The 14,661-nt window shown below is 68.2% G+C and carries 14 protein-coding genes; 7 read left to right on the forward strand and 7 right to left on the reverse strand.

The window, feature by feature from the left end; translation table 11 throughout:
* Positions 1–27: 27 nt before the first annotated feature.
* The 3 genes from G3M57_RS05945 to G3M57_RS05955 all read left to right on the forward strand — a co-directional run bounded on the left by G3M57_RS05945 (position 28) and on the right by G3M57_RS05955 (position 4,977).
* Entirely contained in the window at positions 28–1,629 is a 1,602-nt protein-coding gene (locus tag G3M57_RS05945) for an ABC-F family ATP-binding cassette domain-containing protein (protein ID WP_163229397.1), read from the forward strand.
* A gap of 82 nt (positions 1,630–1,711) precedes the next feature.
* The gene (locus tag G3M57_RS05950) at positions 1,712–3,886 is read left to right on the forward strand and encodes a TonB-dependent receptor (RefSeq protein ID WP_163229399.1); all 2,175 of its coding nucleotides are present in this window, start codon (positions 1,712–1,714) and stop codon (positions 3,884–3,886) included.
* Positions 3,886–4,977, forward strand: coding sequence for a PepSY-associated TM helix domain-containing protein (locus G3M57_RS05955; protein WP_163229400.1), 1,092 nt, complete (start codon positions 3,886–3,888; stop codon positions 4,975–4,977). Before G3M57_RS05950 ends, G3M57_RS05955 begins: the two co-directional genes overlap by 1 nt.
* 170 nt (positions 4,978–5,147) lie before the next feature.
* On the opposite strand, the gene G3M57_RS05960 is transcribed toward G3M57_RS05955, so the two are convergent.
* From G3M57_RS05960 to G3M57_RS05970, 3 genes are read right to left on the reverse strand one after another with little or no spacing between them, the layout of a single operon-like run.
* The gene (locus G3M57_RS05960; RefSeq protein WP_056759278.1) at positions 5,148–5,594 is read right to left on the reverse strand and encodes a hypothetical protein; all 447 of its coding nucleotides are present in this window, start codon (positions 5,592–5,594) and stop codon (positions 5,148–5,150) included.
* 5 nt (positions 5,595–5,599) lie between these two features.
* A complete protein-coding gene (locus G3M57_RS05965; RefSeq protein ID WP_056759277.1) occupies positions 5,600–5,914 on the reverse strand; it encodes a rod-binding protein in 315 nt (104 codons plus the stop codon).
* Complete coding sequence (locus tag G3M57_RS05970; RefSeq protein WP_163229401.1) at positions 5,914–7,026, reverse strand: flagellar basal body P-ring protein FlgI; 1,113 nt, start codon at positions 7,024–7,026, stop codon at positions 5,914–5,916. Before G3M57_RS05970 ends, G3M57_RS05965 begins: the two co-directional genes overlap by 1 nt.
* Before the next feature lie 232 nt (positions 7,027–7,258).
* On the opposite strand from G3M57_RS05970, the gene fliX reads away from it, so the two are divergent.
* Both fliX and dksA read left to right on the forward strand, forming a co-directional pair.
* Positions 7,259–7,687, forward strand: coding sequence for a flagellar assembly regulator FliX (gene fliX, locus G3M57_RS05975; protein WP_056759273.1), 429 nt, complete (start codon positions 7,259–7,261; stop codon positions 7,685–7,687).
* A 173-nt stretch (positions 7,688–7,860) separates the two neighbouring features.
* Complete coding sequence (dksA, locus tag G3M57_RS05980; RefSeq protein ID WP_012287706.1) at positions 7,861–8,289, forward strand: RNA polymerase-binding protein DksA; 429 nt, start codon at positions 7,861–7,863, stop codon at positions 8,287–8,289.
* Positions 8,290–8,387: 98 nt separating this feature from the next.
* On the opposite strand, the gene G3M57_RS05985 is transcribed toward dksA, so the two are convergent.
* Entirely contained in the window at positions 8,388–8,999 is a 612-nt protein-coding gene (locus tag G3M57_RS05985; RefSeq protein WP_056759271.1) for a pyridoxamine 5'-phosphate oxidase family protein, read from the reverse strand.
* Positions 9,000–9,150: 151 nt separating this feature from the next.
* Positions 9,151–9,501 carry a response regulator gene (locus G3M57_RS05990; protein WP_056759269.1) on the reverse strand — a complete coding sequence of 117 codons (351 nt, stop codon included), beginning with the start codon at positions 9,499–9,501 and terminating at the stop codon, positions 9,151–9,153.
* A 311-nt stretch (positions 9,502–9,812) separates the two neighbouring features.
* Between G3M57_RS05990 and G3M57_RS05995 the strand changes: the two genes are divergently transcribed.
* Both G3M57_RS05995 and G3M57_RS06000 read left to right on the forward strand, forming a co-directional pair.
* Entirely contained in the window at positions 9,813–10,619 is an 807-nt protein-coding gene (locus G3M57_RS05995; protein ID WP_056759267.1) for a crotonase/enoyl-CoA hydratase family protein, read from the forward strand.
* Positions 10,620–10,621: 2 nt separating this feature from the next.
* Complete coding sequence (locus tag G3M57_RS06000) at positions 10,622–11,269, forward strand: DUF3052 family protein (RefSeq protein ID WP_163229402.1); 648 nt, start codon at positions 10,622–10,624, stop codon at positions 11,267–11,269.
* Between the two features lie 104 nt (positions 11,270–11,373).
* Here the strand turns inward: G3M57_RS06000 and G3M57_RS27385 are convergent, their stop codons facing one another.
* Together G3M57_RS27385 and G3M57_RS06010 are read right to left on the reverse strand one after the other, a co-directional pair.
* Complete coding sequence (locus G3M57_RS27385) at positions 11,374–12,066, reverse strand: DUF805 domain-containing protein (RefSeq protein WP_163229404.1); 693 nt, start codon at positions 12,064–12,066, stop codon at positions 11,374–11,376.
* 931 nt (positions 12,067–12,997) lie between these two features.
* Complete coding sequence (locus G3M57_RS06010) at positions 12,998–14,479, reverse strand: flavin-containing monooxygenase (RefSeq protein WP_163229406.1); 1,482 nt, start codon at positions 14,477–14,479, stop codon at positions 12,998–13,000.
* Positions 14,480–14,661: the final 182 nt, after the last annotated feature.

Genomic DNA, 14,661 nt, shown 5'->3' on the forward strand with positions numbered 1-14,661 from the left:
TTTCCGCAGACCTGACCATGGTTGCCCATGCCCGCCTTCATCACCCTGGATTCCGTTCGCGCCGACACGCCTGACGGCCGCGTTCTCTTCGACAATCTGAACCTCGCGATCGGGGCCGAGCGCATCGGCCTCGTGGGACGCAACGGCGTGGGCAAGTCCACGCTGCTGTCGCTGATCGCCGGGACCTCCGCGCCCGTTTCGGGCACGGTCAGCCGCGCGGGCGTGGTCGGGGTCCTGCCCCAGTTGCACGCCCCGCCGCCGGGCGCGCGCCTGGCCGACCTGCTGGGCGTCGGCCCCGCCTGGGACCGGCTGTGCCGCATCGAGGCGGAGGAGGGGACTCCGGAAACCCTCGAAGAAGACCTGGTCGAGGCCGACTGGACCCTGCCGGGCCGCGTCGCCGCCGCCCTGGGCGAGGTCGGGCTGTCGCGCCGGGACGCGTCCGCTCCCGCGGCCAGCCTTAGCGGCGGCCAGATGACCCGCGCGGCCCTGGCCGGCCTGCTGATCGCGGCCCCCGACGTGATCCTGCTGGACGAACCGACCAACAACCTCGACGCGGCCGGCCGCAGCCTGCTGGCCGACGTGTTGCGGCGCTGGAAGGGCGGAGCGGTGGTGGTCAGTCACGACCGCGCCCTGCTGCGCGGCGTGGGCCGCATCGTCGAGCTGTCCAGCCTTGGCGCGACCAGCTATGGCGGCGGCTATGACCTCTATGCCGAGCGCAAGGCCCAGGCCGTGGCCGCCGCCGAGCACGACCTGGAGGCGGCCGAACGCCAGGTGCGCCAGGCGGCGCGCGAGGCCCAGATCGGCCGAGAGCGCAAGGCGCGCCGCGACGCCGCCGGCCGCCGGTTCGCGGCCAAGGGCAGCGAGCCGAAGATCCTGCTGGGCGCCCAGGCCGAGCGGGCTGAGAACAGCGGCGCGCGCGAAGGGCGGCTGGCCGACCGCGCCGCCCAGGACGCCGTCCAGGCCCGCGAAGCCGCCGACGCCCGGGTCGAGCGCCTGCGCCGCCTGGCCTTCGATCTGCCGTCCTGCGGTCTGCCCGCCGGGCGGGTCGTGCTGGACTTCGACGCCGTCGGCTTCTCCTATCCGGGCGGGCCGCCGGTGCTGGCGGACCTGAGCTTCCGCCTGGCGGGACCCGAGCGCATGGCGCTGGTCGGCGGCAACGGCGCGGGCAAGTCGACCCTGATCCGCCTGGCGGCCGGCGGCCTGGAGCCCACGACGGGGACGGTGACGCGCGGCGTCCGGGCGGCCCTGCTGGACCAGCGAGCGGCGGTGCTGGACGAGACCCGGACCATCCTGGAGAACTTCCGCCGCCTGAACCCCGCCGCCGGGGCCAACGAGGCCCACGCCGCCCTGGCCCGGTTCCTGTTCCGAAACGTCGCGGCCCACCAGGCGGTGGGCGCCCTCAGCGGCGGCGAGCGCCTGCGCGCAGCCCTGGCCTGCGTGCTGATGGCCGCTGATCCGCCGCAACTGCTGATCCTGGACGAGCCGACCAACCACCTGGACCTCGACTCCGTCGAGGCGGTGGAGGACGCCCTGGCCGACTATGACGGCGCCCTGCTGATCGCCAGCCACGACGACGATTTCCTCGATGCTGTGGGCGTGGAGCGGCGGATCGCGCTGCCGCCTGGATGACGTACGCGTTCTGACTTATTGCTAATCACTCTCAACAGCAGCTATACGGCGCCTCAGTTTGAACTGTCGGGCGTCGATCATCATGCGGACCATCTCAGCCAAGGGCCTTCGCGCCGCCGCCCTGGCGGGCCTCAGTCTGCTGGCCCTGGCCGCCGCGACCGCCGTCCATGCCGAGGACAAGGCCGAGGCGACGGACGTGGACCAACTGGTGGTCACCGCCGCCCGCACCATCCTGCCGGCCAGCGCCCTGCCGCTGACCGTCGACGTCATCGATTCCGAGGCCCTGACGCAGCAGGTCGGCGTCAGCGGCTCGATCGTCGACGCCGTCTCGACCCTGTCGCCGTCGTTCTCGCCCACCCGCCAGAAGCTGTCGGGAGCCGGCGAGACCCTGCGCGGCCGCTCGCCGCTGTACGCCATCAACGGCATCCCGCAGTCGACCCCGATCCGCGACGGCTCGCGCGACGGCTATACGATCGATCCGTTCTTCATCGACCGCGTCGAAGTGATCTACGGCTCCAACGCCTTGCAAGGCATCGGCGCCACCGGCGGCGTGGTCAACCAGGTCACGGTCGGCCCGCCCCGCGCGGACGGCGTCAGCGGCAAGGTCCTGACCCAGGTCACGGCCGGCCACGACCTGGGCGACAGCGTCGGCGGCAAGGTCGCCGGCCTGGTCGCCTGGCGCGGCGGTGCGTTGGACGCCACGGCCGGCGTCGCCTACGACGCGCGCGGCGCCTATTACGACGCCGACGGCCGGCGTCTGGGCATGGACAACACCCAGGGCGACGTCCAGGATTCCAAGGCCCTGTCGTTCTTCACCCGCCTGGGTTGGCAGCTGGGCGACAACACCCGCCTGGACGTGGTGGCCAACCGCTTCGAGCTGAAGGGCGACGGCGACTACGTCACCACCACCATCTCGGCCCGCAATCCCGCCCCGGTCACCAACGGCAACCGTGTCGCCCATCTGCCGACCACCAGCTTTCGCGGCGTCCAGCCCGGCGAACCGGCGGCCAACCGGGTCGAGACCGTTTCGGCCTCGCTGACCAACACCGACCTCCTGGGCGGCAACCTGATCGCCCAGCTGTTCTTCAACCGCTCGCGCGACACCTTCGGCGGCGACGTCAACGACACCTTCCAGGACGTGGCCATCGCGCCCAAGGGCACGCTGTTCGACCAGTCGTCGAACCGCTCGCGCAAGCTGGGCGCGCGGGTCAGCTACGAGCGGGCGGTTCCAGGGATCGAGGGCCTGACCGGCACGGTGGGCGTGGACGCCATCAATGACCGCACCGAACAGGTGCTGATCGAGACCGGCCGCGCCTGGGTGCCGCCGACCAAGTTCCAGAGCGTCGCGCCGTTCGTGCAGGGCAACCTTTCGCTGCTGGACGACAAGGTGCACCTGGCCGGCGGCGTGCGCTTCGAGAACGTCGAGCTGAAGGTCGACGACTTCACCACCCTGGCCTTCTACGGTTCGCGCAAGGTGGCCGGCGGCAATCCCGACTTCAAGGCGACCCTGGCCAACGGGGGCATCGTGGTCGAGCCGGTCCATGGCCTGCGCCTTTATGGCAGCTACGCCGAGGGCTACACCGTGCCGGACGTCGGCCGGATCCTGCGCGGCATCAATATCGACGGCGTCGACGTCGACTCCTACCTGAACATCGAGCCGATCGTGTCGAACAACCGCGAGCTCGGCGCTGAGCTGAAGCGCGGGCCGTTCGACGCCAGCCTCAGCTATTTCTGGTCGGCCTCGAAGCTGGGCCAATTGCTGGTCAAGAACAGCGGCGGGATCTTTGACGTCCAGCGCCAGCGGGTCGAGATCGAGGGGCTGGAGGCCAACGTCAAGGCCCGCACGCCGGTGCCGGGCCTGGTCGTCTCGGCCGGCTACGCCCACCTGAAGGGCCGGACCGACACGAACAAGGACAACCAAGTCGACACCGACCTGGACGGCGCCAACATCTCGCCCGACCGCCTGAACCTGGCCGCCGACTACCAGGGCGACACGTGGGGCCTGCGCGTCCAGATCCAGTCCTACATCAAGCGCGACATGCAGGACGCCCTGGTGAAGGACAACTTCACCGGCTACACCCTGGCCGACGCCTTCGTCCGTTACAAGCTGCCGATGGGCGCGCTGTCGCTGGGCGTTCAGAACCTCTTCAACAGCCAGTACATCTCCTACAATTCCGACACCACCGCGCCGGCGGTGGACCGCTACTTCGCCGGGCGCGGCCGGACGGCGACCCTGGGCTGGGAGGCGCGCTTCTGATGAAGGCCGTCCGCCTCATCCATCGGTGGACCGGCGGGCTGATCGGCCTGCTGCTGGCCCTGATGGGCCTGTCCGGCGCGCTGCTGGTGCACGAGGACGCCTTCCTGCGCGCCACCGTGCCGCACGCCGCCGACGCCCAGCGCCAGGACGCCGCCATTCTGGGCGCGGCCGTGACGCGGATCTTCGCGGCCAAGGACCACCCCCGCTCGATCGTGCTGGCCAGCCAGCGCCTGGGCCTGCACAAGCTGGCCTACAAGGGTCAACACGCGGCCTATACCGACCAGGACGGCGCGATCGTCCAGAGCTGGACCTCGAGCTGGGCGCGGCCTGAGATCTGGCTTTTCGACTTCCACCATCACCTGTTCAACGGCGACGCGGGCGAGATCGTCGGCGGGATCGCCGGCCTGGCCGGGCTGGGCTTCGTGGGTACGGGCCTGTGGCTGTGGTGGCCGACCCGGCGGATGTTCCATCTCCGGCCCTGGCCGCGGATGATGAAGCGGGCGGCCATCGTCCATCACCATCGCGACCTGGGCGCGCTGGTGGCGCCGCTGTTGATCCTGTCCCTGACCACCGGGGCGGCGATGAACCTGAAGTGGTTCTCCGACGCGATCCGGGCGCCGTTCTCGTCAGCGGCGAAGATGAAGGCCGGCTCGGCCCCGCCGAAGATCAAGGGCGGCAAGCTGGCCAAGGACCTGGACTGGACCGCGGTGATCGCCCAGGCCCAGGCCCGCTATCCCGGCGCCGAGGTCCGCACGATCGGCCTGCCGGCCAAGCCGGGCGGGCTGATCAGCGTACGCTTGCGCCAACAAGCCGAATGGCTGCCCAACGGCCGCACCATGGCCTGGTTCGACCCAGCCACCGGCAAGATGGTCGCCGACCGCGACGCCCAAGCCTTGCCCCTGGGGTCGCGGATCGCCAACCTCGACTACCCGCTCCACGCAGCCAAGGTCGGCGGCCTGCCGTACCGGCTGGTGATGACCGTGTCGGGCCTCACCCTGATCCTGCTGGGCACGCTGGCGGTGGTGACGTTCTGGGGCAACCCGACGGGGAGCCTGAAGCGGCGGAAGCGAGCGAAGGCAAAGGGGGGCTGAATCCTTCTCCCCTTGCGGGAGAAGGTGTCGACGAAGTCGACGGATGAGGGGTCTCTCAAATGGAAAACGCCGCGACCGGCCTCTCGGCTTGTCGCGGCGTTTGCGTTCTTCGACCCCTCACCGGACCCGCTGCGCGGGCCACCCTCTCCCACAAGGGGAGAGAGGAGCGACTAGGCCCGCTGGTTCAGCGTGATCGCGGTGCCGTTCTGCCGATAGGCCGCGCCCTGAGCGCCCGGGCCGTAGCCTGACGCCGTCGGCCGCTGTTCGGCGACTTCCGCGGCGATGGCGCGGACCAGGCCTTCGGTGACGGTCTTGGCGGCGGCGACCGCGCGGCCCTGGCGGGCCAGGACGGCGTCGAAGGCCTCGGTGGCGCGCACCAGGCGCTGGCGGCGCTGGAGCGCGGCGCCCGACACCAGGGCGACGTTGCCGCGCACCCGGGTCGACTCGTGGCGATAGAGGTTGGCCAGCTTGGCCACTTCATCGACGTACTGCGCCGCCTCGTGCGGGCGCCGGGCCTCGAAGGCGGCCGACTGCCGGGCGATCAGGTCGGTCAGGCGCTCGGTCAGGATGATCAGCTGTTCGACGCGGTCGTCGCAGTCGAGGGCGGTGAGGGCCATGCGGGCTACTCCTTCAGACCTTGCATCTTCAGCATTTCCTTCTGCACGGCGGCGGCCACGCCGACGCCGCCGGCCCTGGAGACCTGCTTGGCCATTTCCTCGGCGAGAAGGGACTTGAACATGTCCTCGCCGGTCCCGCCGCCGCCGACCTCCGGCGTCTTCATGCCGGCGGTCATCGACTGCATCATCACCGACAGGAACGAGGCCTCGAACTTCTGGGCCGTCTCGCGGATCTTGCCGCGCTTGAGCAGTTCGGCGGTCGAGGCGGCTGTCGGGCCGACCGTATCGAGGGCGGGCGTGGCGATCGTCGACAGGCTCATCACATCACCTCGATGTCGGCTTGCAGGGCGCCAGAGGCCTTGATGGCCTGCAGGATCGAGATCATGTCGCGCGGGGTCACCCCCAGGGCGTTCAGGCCGCCGACCAGGCTTTTCAGCGAGGCGCCGCCGCCCAGGGTCAGCAGCTTGCGACCCTTCTCCTCGTCGACGCTGACGGTTGATTGCGGGACGATGGCGGTGCGGCCCTGGCTGAACGGGGCCGGCTGGCTGACGGCCGGGGTCTCCTGGACCGAAATGGTCAGGTTGCCCTGGGCGATCGCCACCTGGCTGATGCGGACGTCGTCGCCCATGACGATCACGCCGGCCACCTCGTCGATGATCACCTTGGCCGGGGCGTCGGGCTCGACCTCAAGGTTCTCGATGGCGGTGACGAAGCTGATCATGTCCATGCCAGCCGGCGGGCGGACCGCGACGATCGTCGGGTTCTGGGCCTGGGCGCAGTTGGCGAAGCGCTGGTTGATGGCGTCGGCGATGCGGCGCGAGGTGGTGAAGTCCGGGTTGCGCAGGGTCATGCGCAGCACGTCCATGTTCACCATCTGGAAGCCGGTCTCTTTTTCGATGATGCCGCCGGCGGCGATCCGGCCGGCGGTCGGGACGCCCTTCGTGACCGAGCTGCCCGAGGCGCCGCCGGCCGAGACCGAACCGGTCTGCACCGAGCCTTGCGCCACCGCGTAGGTCTGGCCGTCGGCGCCTTGCAGCGAGGTGACCAGCAGGGTGCCGCCCAGCAGGCTCTTGGCGTCGCCGAGGGTCGAGACCGTGACATCCATGCGCGCGCCGGCCGCCGAGAAGGGCGGCAGGTTGGCGGTGACCATGACGGCGGCGGTGTTTTTGGTGTTCAGGTTGCCGTCGCGGACGTTGACGCCCTGGCGCTCGAGCATGGCCTCCAGGCTCTGCTTGGTCATCGGCGCGTTGCGCAGGCTGTCGCCCGAACCGTTCAGGCCCACGACGATGCCGTAGCCGACCAGCTGGTTGTCGCGCACGCCCTCGAAGGCGACGATGTCCTTGATCCGCGACTTGGCGTCGGCGGGCGAGGCGACCAGGGCGACGGCGGCGAGGGCGAGGCCCAGAACGGAAGCAAAGAATGAACGAGACATGGCGATCCTGCGGCGGGGTGGCATCCCCGCGCCGTCCCATGCCAGAACCGGGCCAACCGTTTCTGGATAAAAAGCTCAATAAAATCAGTCGGCGCGGGGCGATTTTCTGCCTGCGACATTCCGCTTCGGCAGATTCTGCCCGGCATTAACCATACCGCAAGCGCCGCCCCGCAAGATGTGGTTAACGGGGAGGGGTGAATCCCTCGTTTCGGCGTTGGAGCGGCGTTTCGTCATGAAGGTTTCCAGCACGGGAGGCGCGGGCGCGGTTGGCGCATCGCGGGCCAAACCGGCAGGCGGCGGATCGGGCTTTTCCTTGCCTTCGGTCGGCGGCGCGGCCGCGGCGAGCGGCGTGGCCCAGGCGGGCGGCGTGGCCGGGATCGGCTCGCTGGACGCCCTGCTGGCCCTGCAGGCCAATCTCGACCCGATGGAGCGCAAGCGTCGGGCGGTCAAGCGGGCCGGCGGCCTGCTGGACCTGTTGGACGCCCTGAAGCTGGCCACCCTGGACGGCGAAGTCTCGACCGGCACGCTGTCGCGGCTCAAGAGCGCCGTGCGCGAGCATCGCGAGGCTACCGACGACCCCAAGCTGGAGGCGATCCTCAACGAGATCGAGACCCGCGCGGCGGTCGAGGCGGCCAAGCTCGAGCAGGCGCGGCTGGGCTGATCGCGGATGAAACCGTATCCTAAAGAACACGGTTCAGCGGCTATCCCCAGGATCGGGGCATCCGTGCACGGTGCTGAATGCGCCGCTCATGCGAGGTTCATTGAACCGGGCTATCGTTTTGGTATAAGCACCCCGCCTGACCTGGGCGGAGTTCATCGGGGCGTGAGGCGTTAATGCAAACGGCCACTGTTCTTAAGGTACCGGATTCGTATCGTCCTTCGGACGACGAGCCATTCATGAACGAGCGTCAGCTTGAATATTTCAAGCAGAAGCTCCTGGCCTGGAAAGAAGAGATCCTCCGCGAATCTCGCGAGACGGTTTCCCATCTGCAGGCTGAAACTGAAAACCATGCCGACCTCGCCGATCGTGCGTCGTCGGAAACTGACCGGGCGCTGGAACTTCGCACTCGGGATCGTCAGAGAAAACTGATCTCCAAGATCGACCAGGCGTTGCGTCGGGTCGAAGACGGTTCCTACGGCTATTGCGAAGAAACCGGCGAGCCGATCGGTTTGGCGAGACTGGACGCGCGGCCCACCGCGACGCTCAGCCTGGAAGCCCAGGAACGCCATGAACGCCGGGAACGGGTTCACCGCGACGACTGAAGGTTCACAGACCTTCGACTTCGATGTGTTTCAAGCGGCCTCGCCCCACCCGGGCGAGGCCGTTTTCGTTGGTCCTCCCCCGTAGGGGAGGGGTTGGTTTACCACAGCGTCGCGGCCGCGCGCTCCGGCCAGGCCTTGTCGTAACGCTCCCCGCCTACGGTATCCCCGCTGATCGCCGCCAGCATCGCGCCGGGCGAGGGCAGGGCGGCGGGATCGACCTGACTCTCCGCATTCCACAGGCCCGAGCGGACTATGGCGCGGGCGCACTGGAAATAGGCCTCGACCACGGTGACCACCAGGCAGGTGCGCGGCGCCTTGCCGTCGATCGCGAAGCTCGCCAGCAGGTCGGGATCGGCGCTGACTGCCGCCCGGCCGTTGACCCGGAAGGTCGTGCCCGAGCCGGGGATCAGGAACATCAGCGCCACCCGCGGGTCGCGGACCACGTTGCGCAGGCTGTCGATGCGGTTGTTGCCGCGCCGGTCGGGCAGGATCAGCGTCCGCTCGTCCTGGATCCGAACGAAGCCGGGCCGGTCGCCGCGCGGGCTGCAGTCCAGGCCCTCGGGGCCGGCGGTGGCCAGGGCCAGGAACGGCGAGGCCTCGATCAGGGCGCGGTAGTGCGGGGTGATGCGGTCGGCGACCTTGACGGTGGAGGCCGCGGCGGGGGCCGGCGTGTAGAGCGCCTCAAGCGCTTCGAGGCTGTCGATGATCATGGGCGGCTCCCTAGCGGGCCGCCAGCATAGCCGTGCTCGGCCGGGAACGCCTAGGGCATCGCGCGGAAAAGTGGGCGCCGGTTTTCCGCGAAAGCGATGCGAAAACAAAAGCCTAGAGCTAGTCGGTCGATTCCATATCGCGCGGCTTGCTCTAGGCGCCGGCGACCATGGCGCAGGCCTCGGCCAGACGGTGGGGCGAGATCGGCTTGTCCACCACAGCGCGGGTGCGGGCGCCCAACTGGTCGGCGTTGCCGGTCACATAGACCACGGGGATCGGTCCCAGCCGGGCGAGAATGGCGGTGACCGCCTCGACGCCGGTGCCGCCTACGATGCGATAGTCAGCCGTGATCAGGTCAGGCGGACGTCGCAGCGCGCAATCCAGCGCGTCCTGCGGGCTTTCCGCGATGTCGAAGCTGTCGAACCCTTGCTCGCCAAGCAGGGCCTCCACTTCCATCGCGATGAGGATTTCATCCTCGATGATCAAAGCATGTCTGTGGGACATGAGCACTACACGCCACCGCTTTTCAAAATCGTCCCTGGTCCTAGTAAAAACCTATGATTCTCTTCTACGCTAACGGTTTTTATGGCTCAGCTTGCCTAAAATGTCGCAGGGCTGCTGTTGCGTCTTGTTCTCACTGTCCAAGATCTTCCAGGTCTTGTGTGTGATCACAGTAAGAAGCCCAGAGTCTTGTCTATTTTGGGCGAAGTCAGGGATTAACCTTAGTTTGTAGAACGATGTCGGGCGAGCGCTGGTCTCTTGCCTCTCCCTGCGTGATTTGCGTTATGCAGGGCGAAACACCCGGAGCCGCTGGCATGTCGCAAGACCCCCTGATCCTGACCGAGAAGCGCGGCCATGTCGCCATTCTCACTCTCAACCGACCCGACGCCCTGAACGCCCTGGGCGCGCCCGGCGACGGCGACCAGGTCGCGGCGGCCTGCGAGGCGATCAACGACGACCAGGACATCCGCTGCGTGATCCTGACCGGGGCGGGCCGGGCCTTCTCGGCCGGCGGCGACGTCAAGGCGATGAAGGCGCGGGAGGGGGCGTTCGGCGGCAACGGCGTCAAGGTCCGCGACGGCTACCGCAAGAACATCCACCGCATCGTGCGGGCCATCTACGGCCTGGAGGTCCCGTCGATCGCGGCGGTCAACGGCGCGGCCATCGGCCTGGGCTGCGACGTGGCCTGCATGACCGACATCCGCATCGCCGCCGACACGGCGAAGTTCGGCGTCACCTTCCTGAAGCTGGGCCTGATCCCAGGGGACGGCGGGGCCTGGCTGATGCCGCGCACGATCGGCATGAGCCGCGCCGCCGAGCTGCTGTTCACCGGCGACGTCATCGACGCGGCCAAGGCGGAGGCCTGGGGCCTGGTCAGCAAGTCCGTGCCCGCCGAGACGCTGATGGACGAGGCCCTGGCCCTGGCCACGCGCATCGCCCAGCAGCCGCCGCACGCCCTGCGCATGGGCAAGAGCCTGCTCAAGCACGGCCAGACCGCCAGCTACGACACCCTGATGGAGATGAGCGCAGCGGCCCAGGCCATCGCCCACCACACCGACGACCACATGGAGGGCGTCGACGCCATCCTCGAGAAGCGCCAACCCAACTTCCGGGGGTCGTGACCATGGGCAAGGAGGCCAAGGGCGTCTGGGGCCAGCTGTCGGACGGCGAGAGCGACGGCAAGCTGCTGTGGGAGCCGCCCAAGCTGATCTTCCGCGGCGCGGTGCGCGGCATCTTCCAGGGTCACGCCCTGCGCGACCTGCGGGTCGAGGGCGACGACCTGGTGCTGACCGACGGCACGCGTTTCACCCTGGAGCCGGGTCAGGCGGCCAAGTGGCTGCACGCCATCCAGAACCCGCCCGGGCGGCTGGACAAGCTGGGCGTCAAGCCCGGCCAGACCGTGGTGGTCGAGGCGATCGATGACGCCGAATTCCTGGACGAGCTGTCGACCCGAGTTCAACCCGTCGAGGCCTACGAAAACATCGACCTGCTGTTCCTGGGCGTCGAGGACCTGGCCGACTTCGACCAGCTGGAAGACCTGGCTGGCGGGCTGGGGCCGAAGGGCGCGCTCTGGATCGTCGCCCAGAAGGGCAAGGGCGCGCCGCTGAAGGACGCCGAGATCCTGGCCGCCGCCCGCGAACGGGGGCTGGTGGATACGAAGGTCTGCGCGTTCTCCAAGACCCACACCGCGCTGCGGTTCGTCGTGCGCAAGGGCGTGGCGGCGAAGGTCGCGCCGGTCGAGGACGACGCGGGGTTCGACGACGAGGACTAGGCGTCGGAATTGTCCGGGGGGCGGCTTGCGACCCAACTCGGAACTTGGCGGCGGGCACTTCGGCGACGTCCCATCGCCGTTTCGCTGCTACTGACGCGGACCGTTCACATTCTTTTCGACGCTGATCGCGTCTTTGGGGCAGACGGCTTCGGAGGCAGCAAAACCGTCTCGCATATCCCCCAGATGAACGTAGGGGCTGCGAAGGTCATTCCGATCAAAAAGGTAAGGGTGATAGCGTTTTCGGGGGCACGCATGTCGATCAATCGCCCCATCGCAAAGAGTACCAGAGTGGTGGGGCCGAAGAACACCAGCAGCCACCAACCTGATCGCCCTCGGTCATGCATCCTCTGGAATCCTGCACTGATAACCACGACGCCAACGAACACACCGATGAGACCATTGATCAGCAGGTCGATGAGGGGAAGGTGAAGGTCTTGTGCTACGGCGCGAACGAAGCTCAGAGCGACAATCACACTGCCCACGAACAGGAAGGTCATGGCGGGGGAGCGATCCGAAAGGCCTCCGCGAAGCGAGAAAGCTTCTCGTGCAGTGCGGAACACCGAAGTTGAAGCGGGCTGATCCTCAGGTGCCTGAGTCTTCCGTTCCCGTCGGTAGAGGTTGCGGATGACAGCGAGCTGGCTTTGAAAGATGAGGTAGCAAATCCCCACTGCTGCCGGGATCGCGATGACTCGCGCGAGCCCTGGGACTGCGGGATCGGCCGCTGAGATGGCTCCTACGCTAAAGCCAAACGTCAGATAGAGCCAAAAGGTTATGGTGCGGATCTGAGGTTTGCTCATGTTGCTTCGTTACGTGAACGCATGTCCGACTTCCACCCTTCTCGGAAATTCCGAAGGTCCGCTTGGCGCAAACCCCCATCCGCCCCGGATGGGGCCGCGCCATCAAGGTTTCAAGGCGCGGCCTCGCCGCTGGCGGATGACGTCAGGGGTGGTGGCGGAACGGGCGCCATCTTGAACCCTCTCCCGGAGGGGAGAGGGAGGGACCCGCGCGAAGCGTGGGAGGGAGAGGGGTGACGCCCTGTCCGGTTTCACACTGAACGCCCTGCCGGCGCGCCGTCGACCTCAGTAGCCCCTCACCCTCCCACCGCTGCGCGGCGGGCCCCTCCCTCTCCCTCTGGGAGAGGGTTCAGAGAGGTTTATCCTCGGCGGATAGTCAACAAAGTCTCGGGATTTCAACGCCCTGAACTTTTTCGACCCGATTTGATCCCCACCCTTCCAAACCGGCCTTATCCTTGACTCACCTCGTGGCATGGAAAGGGCGCATGGCCAGCGACCGATGCGGCGGCGGGGGGCGATCGAGCGGGAAGCTCCGTCGGCGGTCTCTCGGGACCAAACCTCGCGTCTCTGGAGCCGGTCGGGCCTGGAACACTAAAACGACGTGGCGCGAGGGCTGGCGGAGCAACAGGCGGGCGGTGACGCGCTCGCGGTCCGGGACCGGGGTTCGTTGACCTGGCCCGCCCGCCGGAGGCTTCAAGGCGGCGAGGCCCGAACAGGGCTCAGCGCCGCGGGCTTCCGGATAACGACCGCGCGGAGCGATCGGGCTTCGTCGAAAACGGTTACTACTCAAACACTCCGGACGATGTCCGGCGCTCCGCGACCCTTTCCATACGCTCAGCGGCGAGCCGCGTGAGGATGAGAGGCTGTGCCGGCGAACACTTGCCCCCACCTGGCGGCTTCGCCGCCTAGGCTCCGCCCCCGGAGGGGGCGGAGCCTAGGCGGCGGCCCTGGCCTTGGCCGGCGCCCTGGCCTTCGAGAACTCCATCGTCCCGTCGTCGACCTTGCCGTAGCGCAGGGCCACAAGGTCCAGGGCGTAGTTCTGGTGCACCTTCCACGGAACCTTGGTCCCCTGGCGGGGCAGGACGGCCAGGGCGCGCTGGACGTAGCCCGACGAGAAGTCCAGCCAGGGCTCGATCTCCATTTCGCCCTCGGGCAGGCGCGGGGTGCAGATCCGGGTTCCCGTGCGGTCCATGTGGTTGAGCAGCCGGCAGACATACTCCGCCGTCAGGTCGGCCTTCAGAGTCCAACTGGCGTTGGTGTAGCCGAAGGTCGAGGCCAGGTTCGGCACGTCGCTGAACATCATGCCCTTGTAGCTGGTGGTCTCGTGCGGAGCGACCTTCCGGCCGTCGATCACCACCTCCATCTCGCCCAGCAACTGCATGCGCAGGCCAGTGGCGGTGACGATCACGTCGGCGTCCAGGGTCTTGCCCGACTTCAGTCGCAGGCCGGTTTCGGTGAAGGTCTCGATCTGGTCGGTGACCACCGACGAGGTCCCGGCCTTGATGGAGTCGAACAGGTCGGCGTCCGGCACCAGGCACAGCCGCTGGTCCCACGGATTGTAGCGCGGCGTGAAGTGGGTCTCGATGTCGTAGTCGGGCCCCAGGTGCTGACGCACCAGGCCCAGCAGCTGCTGTTTGGTCTTCTCCGGCTTCCTGCGGGCGATCCGGAAGAACAGCATCTGCATCAGCACGTTCTTCCAGCGGGTGATCCCGTAGGCGGTCATGGCCGGCAGCCGGGCCCGCAGCCAGTTGGCCAGCCCGTCCTCGGCCGGCCGCGAGACCACATAGGTCGGCGAGCGCTGCAGCATGGTCACGTGGCCGGCGGCCTTGGCCATTTCCGGGACCAGGGTCACGGCCGTCGCGCCGCTGCCGATCACCACGACCTGCTTGCCGGCGTAGTCCAGGTCCTTCGGCCAGTGCTGGGGATGGACGATCCGACCCCGGAACCGGTCGGTCCCCGGGAAGTCGGGCGTGTAGCCGGCGTCGTAGTTGTAGTAGCCGCTGCACATCGACAGGAAGCCGCAGCTGACCTTCAGGATCGCGCCCTCGTGTTCGACCTCGACGGTCCAGGCGGCGGTCTCCGACGACCAGCTGGCCCGCCTGACCTTGTGGCCGAAGCGGATGTGCGGGGTGATGCCGTTCTCGTCGGCGGTCTCGCGGACATAGCGCAGGATCGACGGGCCGTCGGCGATGGCCTTGGCCTCACGCCACGGCTTGAAGGCGTAGCCCAGCGTGTACATGTCGCTGTCGGAGCGGATGCCGGGATAGCGGAACAGGTCCCAGGTGCCGCCGATCGCCGCCCGCGCCTCAAGGACGGCGTAGGTCTTGCCCGGGCAGTCGCGCTGCAGGTGGTAGGCCGCGCCGATGCCCGACAGGCCCGCGCCCACGATCAGTACGTCGAAGTGCTCGATGGCCATCGTGCTTCCGCCCTGACGTTCACCCGGCCCGGTGGTCCGGACGCTCGCGTATGTGAACATTGTTCACCAGCAAACGACCGTTTAGGCGGGACGTCAACCGCGGCGTCGGGAACATGCACTTGTGCGTGTCCCCAGCCGTCGCATCGCGCTCATGACCGGCGGACGTCGACGCCGCTTCCGGG

The sequence above is a fragment of the Caulobacter rhizosphaerae genome (genome assembly GCF_010977555.1).
GTDB classification, from domain to species: Bacteria; Pseudomonadota; Alphaproteobacteria; order Caulobacterales; family Caulobacteraceae; genus Caulobacter; species Caulobacter rhizosphaerae.

What these genes read in the sequence shown, in the direction of transcription:
- G3M57_RS06000 (WP_163229402.1), top strand. Translation starts at nt 10,622, where the DNA reads ATGGGCAAGGAGGCCAAGGGCGTCTGGGGCCAGCTGTCGGACGGCGAG.
- G3M57_RS05960 (WP_056759278.1), bottom strand. Translation starts at nt 5,594, where the DNA reads ATGGCCCTCACCGCCCTCGACTGCGACGACCGCGTCGAACAGCTGATC.
- G3M57_RS05955 (WP_163229400.1), top strand. Translation starts at nt 3,886, where the DNA reads ATGAAGGCCGTCCGCCTCATCCATCGGTGGACCGGCGGGCTGATCGGC.
- fliX (WP_056759273.1), top strand. Translation starts at nt 7,259, where the DNA reads ATGAAGGTTTCCAGCACGGGAGGCGCGGGCGCGGTTGGCGCATCGCGG.
- G3M57_RS05985 (WP_056759271.1), bottom strand. Translation starts at nt 8,999, where the DNA reads ATGATCATCGACAGCCTCGAAGCGCTTGAGGCGCTCTACACGCCGGCC.
- dksA (WP_012287706.1), top strand. Translation starts at nt 7,861, where the DNA reads ATGCAAACGGCCACTGTTCTTAAGGTACCGGATTCGTATCGTCCTTCG.
- G3M57_RS27385 (WP_163229404.1), bottom strand. Translation starts at nt 12,066, where the DNA reads ATGAGCAAACCTCAGATCCGCACCATAACCTTTTGGCTCTATCTGACG.
- G3M57_RS05950 (WP_163229399.1), top strand. Translation starts at nt 1,712, where the DNA reads ATGCGGACCATCTCAGCCAAGGGCCTTCGCGCCGCCGCCCTGGCGGGC.
- G3M57_RS05970 (WP_163229401.1), bottom strand. Translation starts at nt 7,026, where the DNA reads ATGTCTCGTTCATTCTTTGCTTCCGTTCTGGGCCTCGCCCTCGCCGCC.
- G3M57_RS05965 (WP_056759277.1), bottom strand. Translation starts at nt 5,914, where the DNA reads ATGAGCCTGTCGACGATCGCCACGCCCGCCCTCGATACGGTCGGCCCG.
- G3M57_RS05990 (WP_056759269.1), bottom strand. Translation starts at nt 9,501, where the DNA reads ATGTCCCACAGACATGCTTTGATCATCGAGGATGAAATCCTCATCGCG.
- G3M57_RS05945 (WP_163229397.1), top strand. Translation starts at nt 28, where the DNA reads ATGCCCGCCTTCATCACCCTGGATTCCGTTCGCGCCGACACGCCTGAC.
- G3M57_RS06010 (WP_163229406.1), bottom strand. Translation starts at nt 14,479, where the DNA reads ATGGCCATCGAGCACTTCGACGTACTGATCGTGGGCGCGGGCCTGTCG.
- G3M57_RS05995 (WP_056759267.1), top strand. Translation starts at nt 9,813, where the DNA reads ATGTCGCAAGACCCCCTGATCCTGACCGAGAAGCGCGGCCATGTCGCC.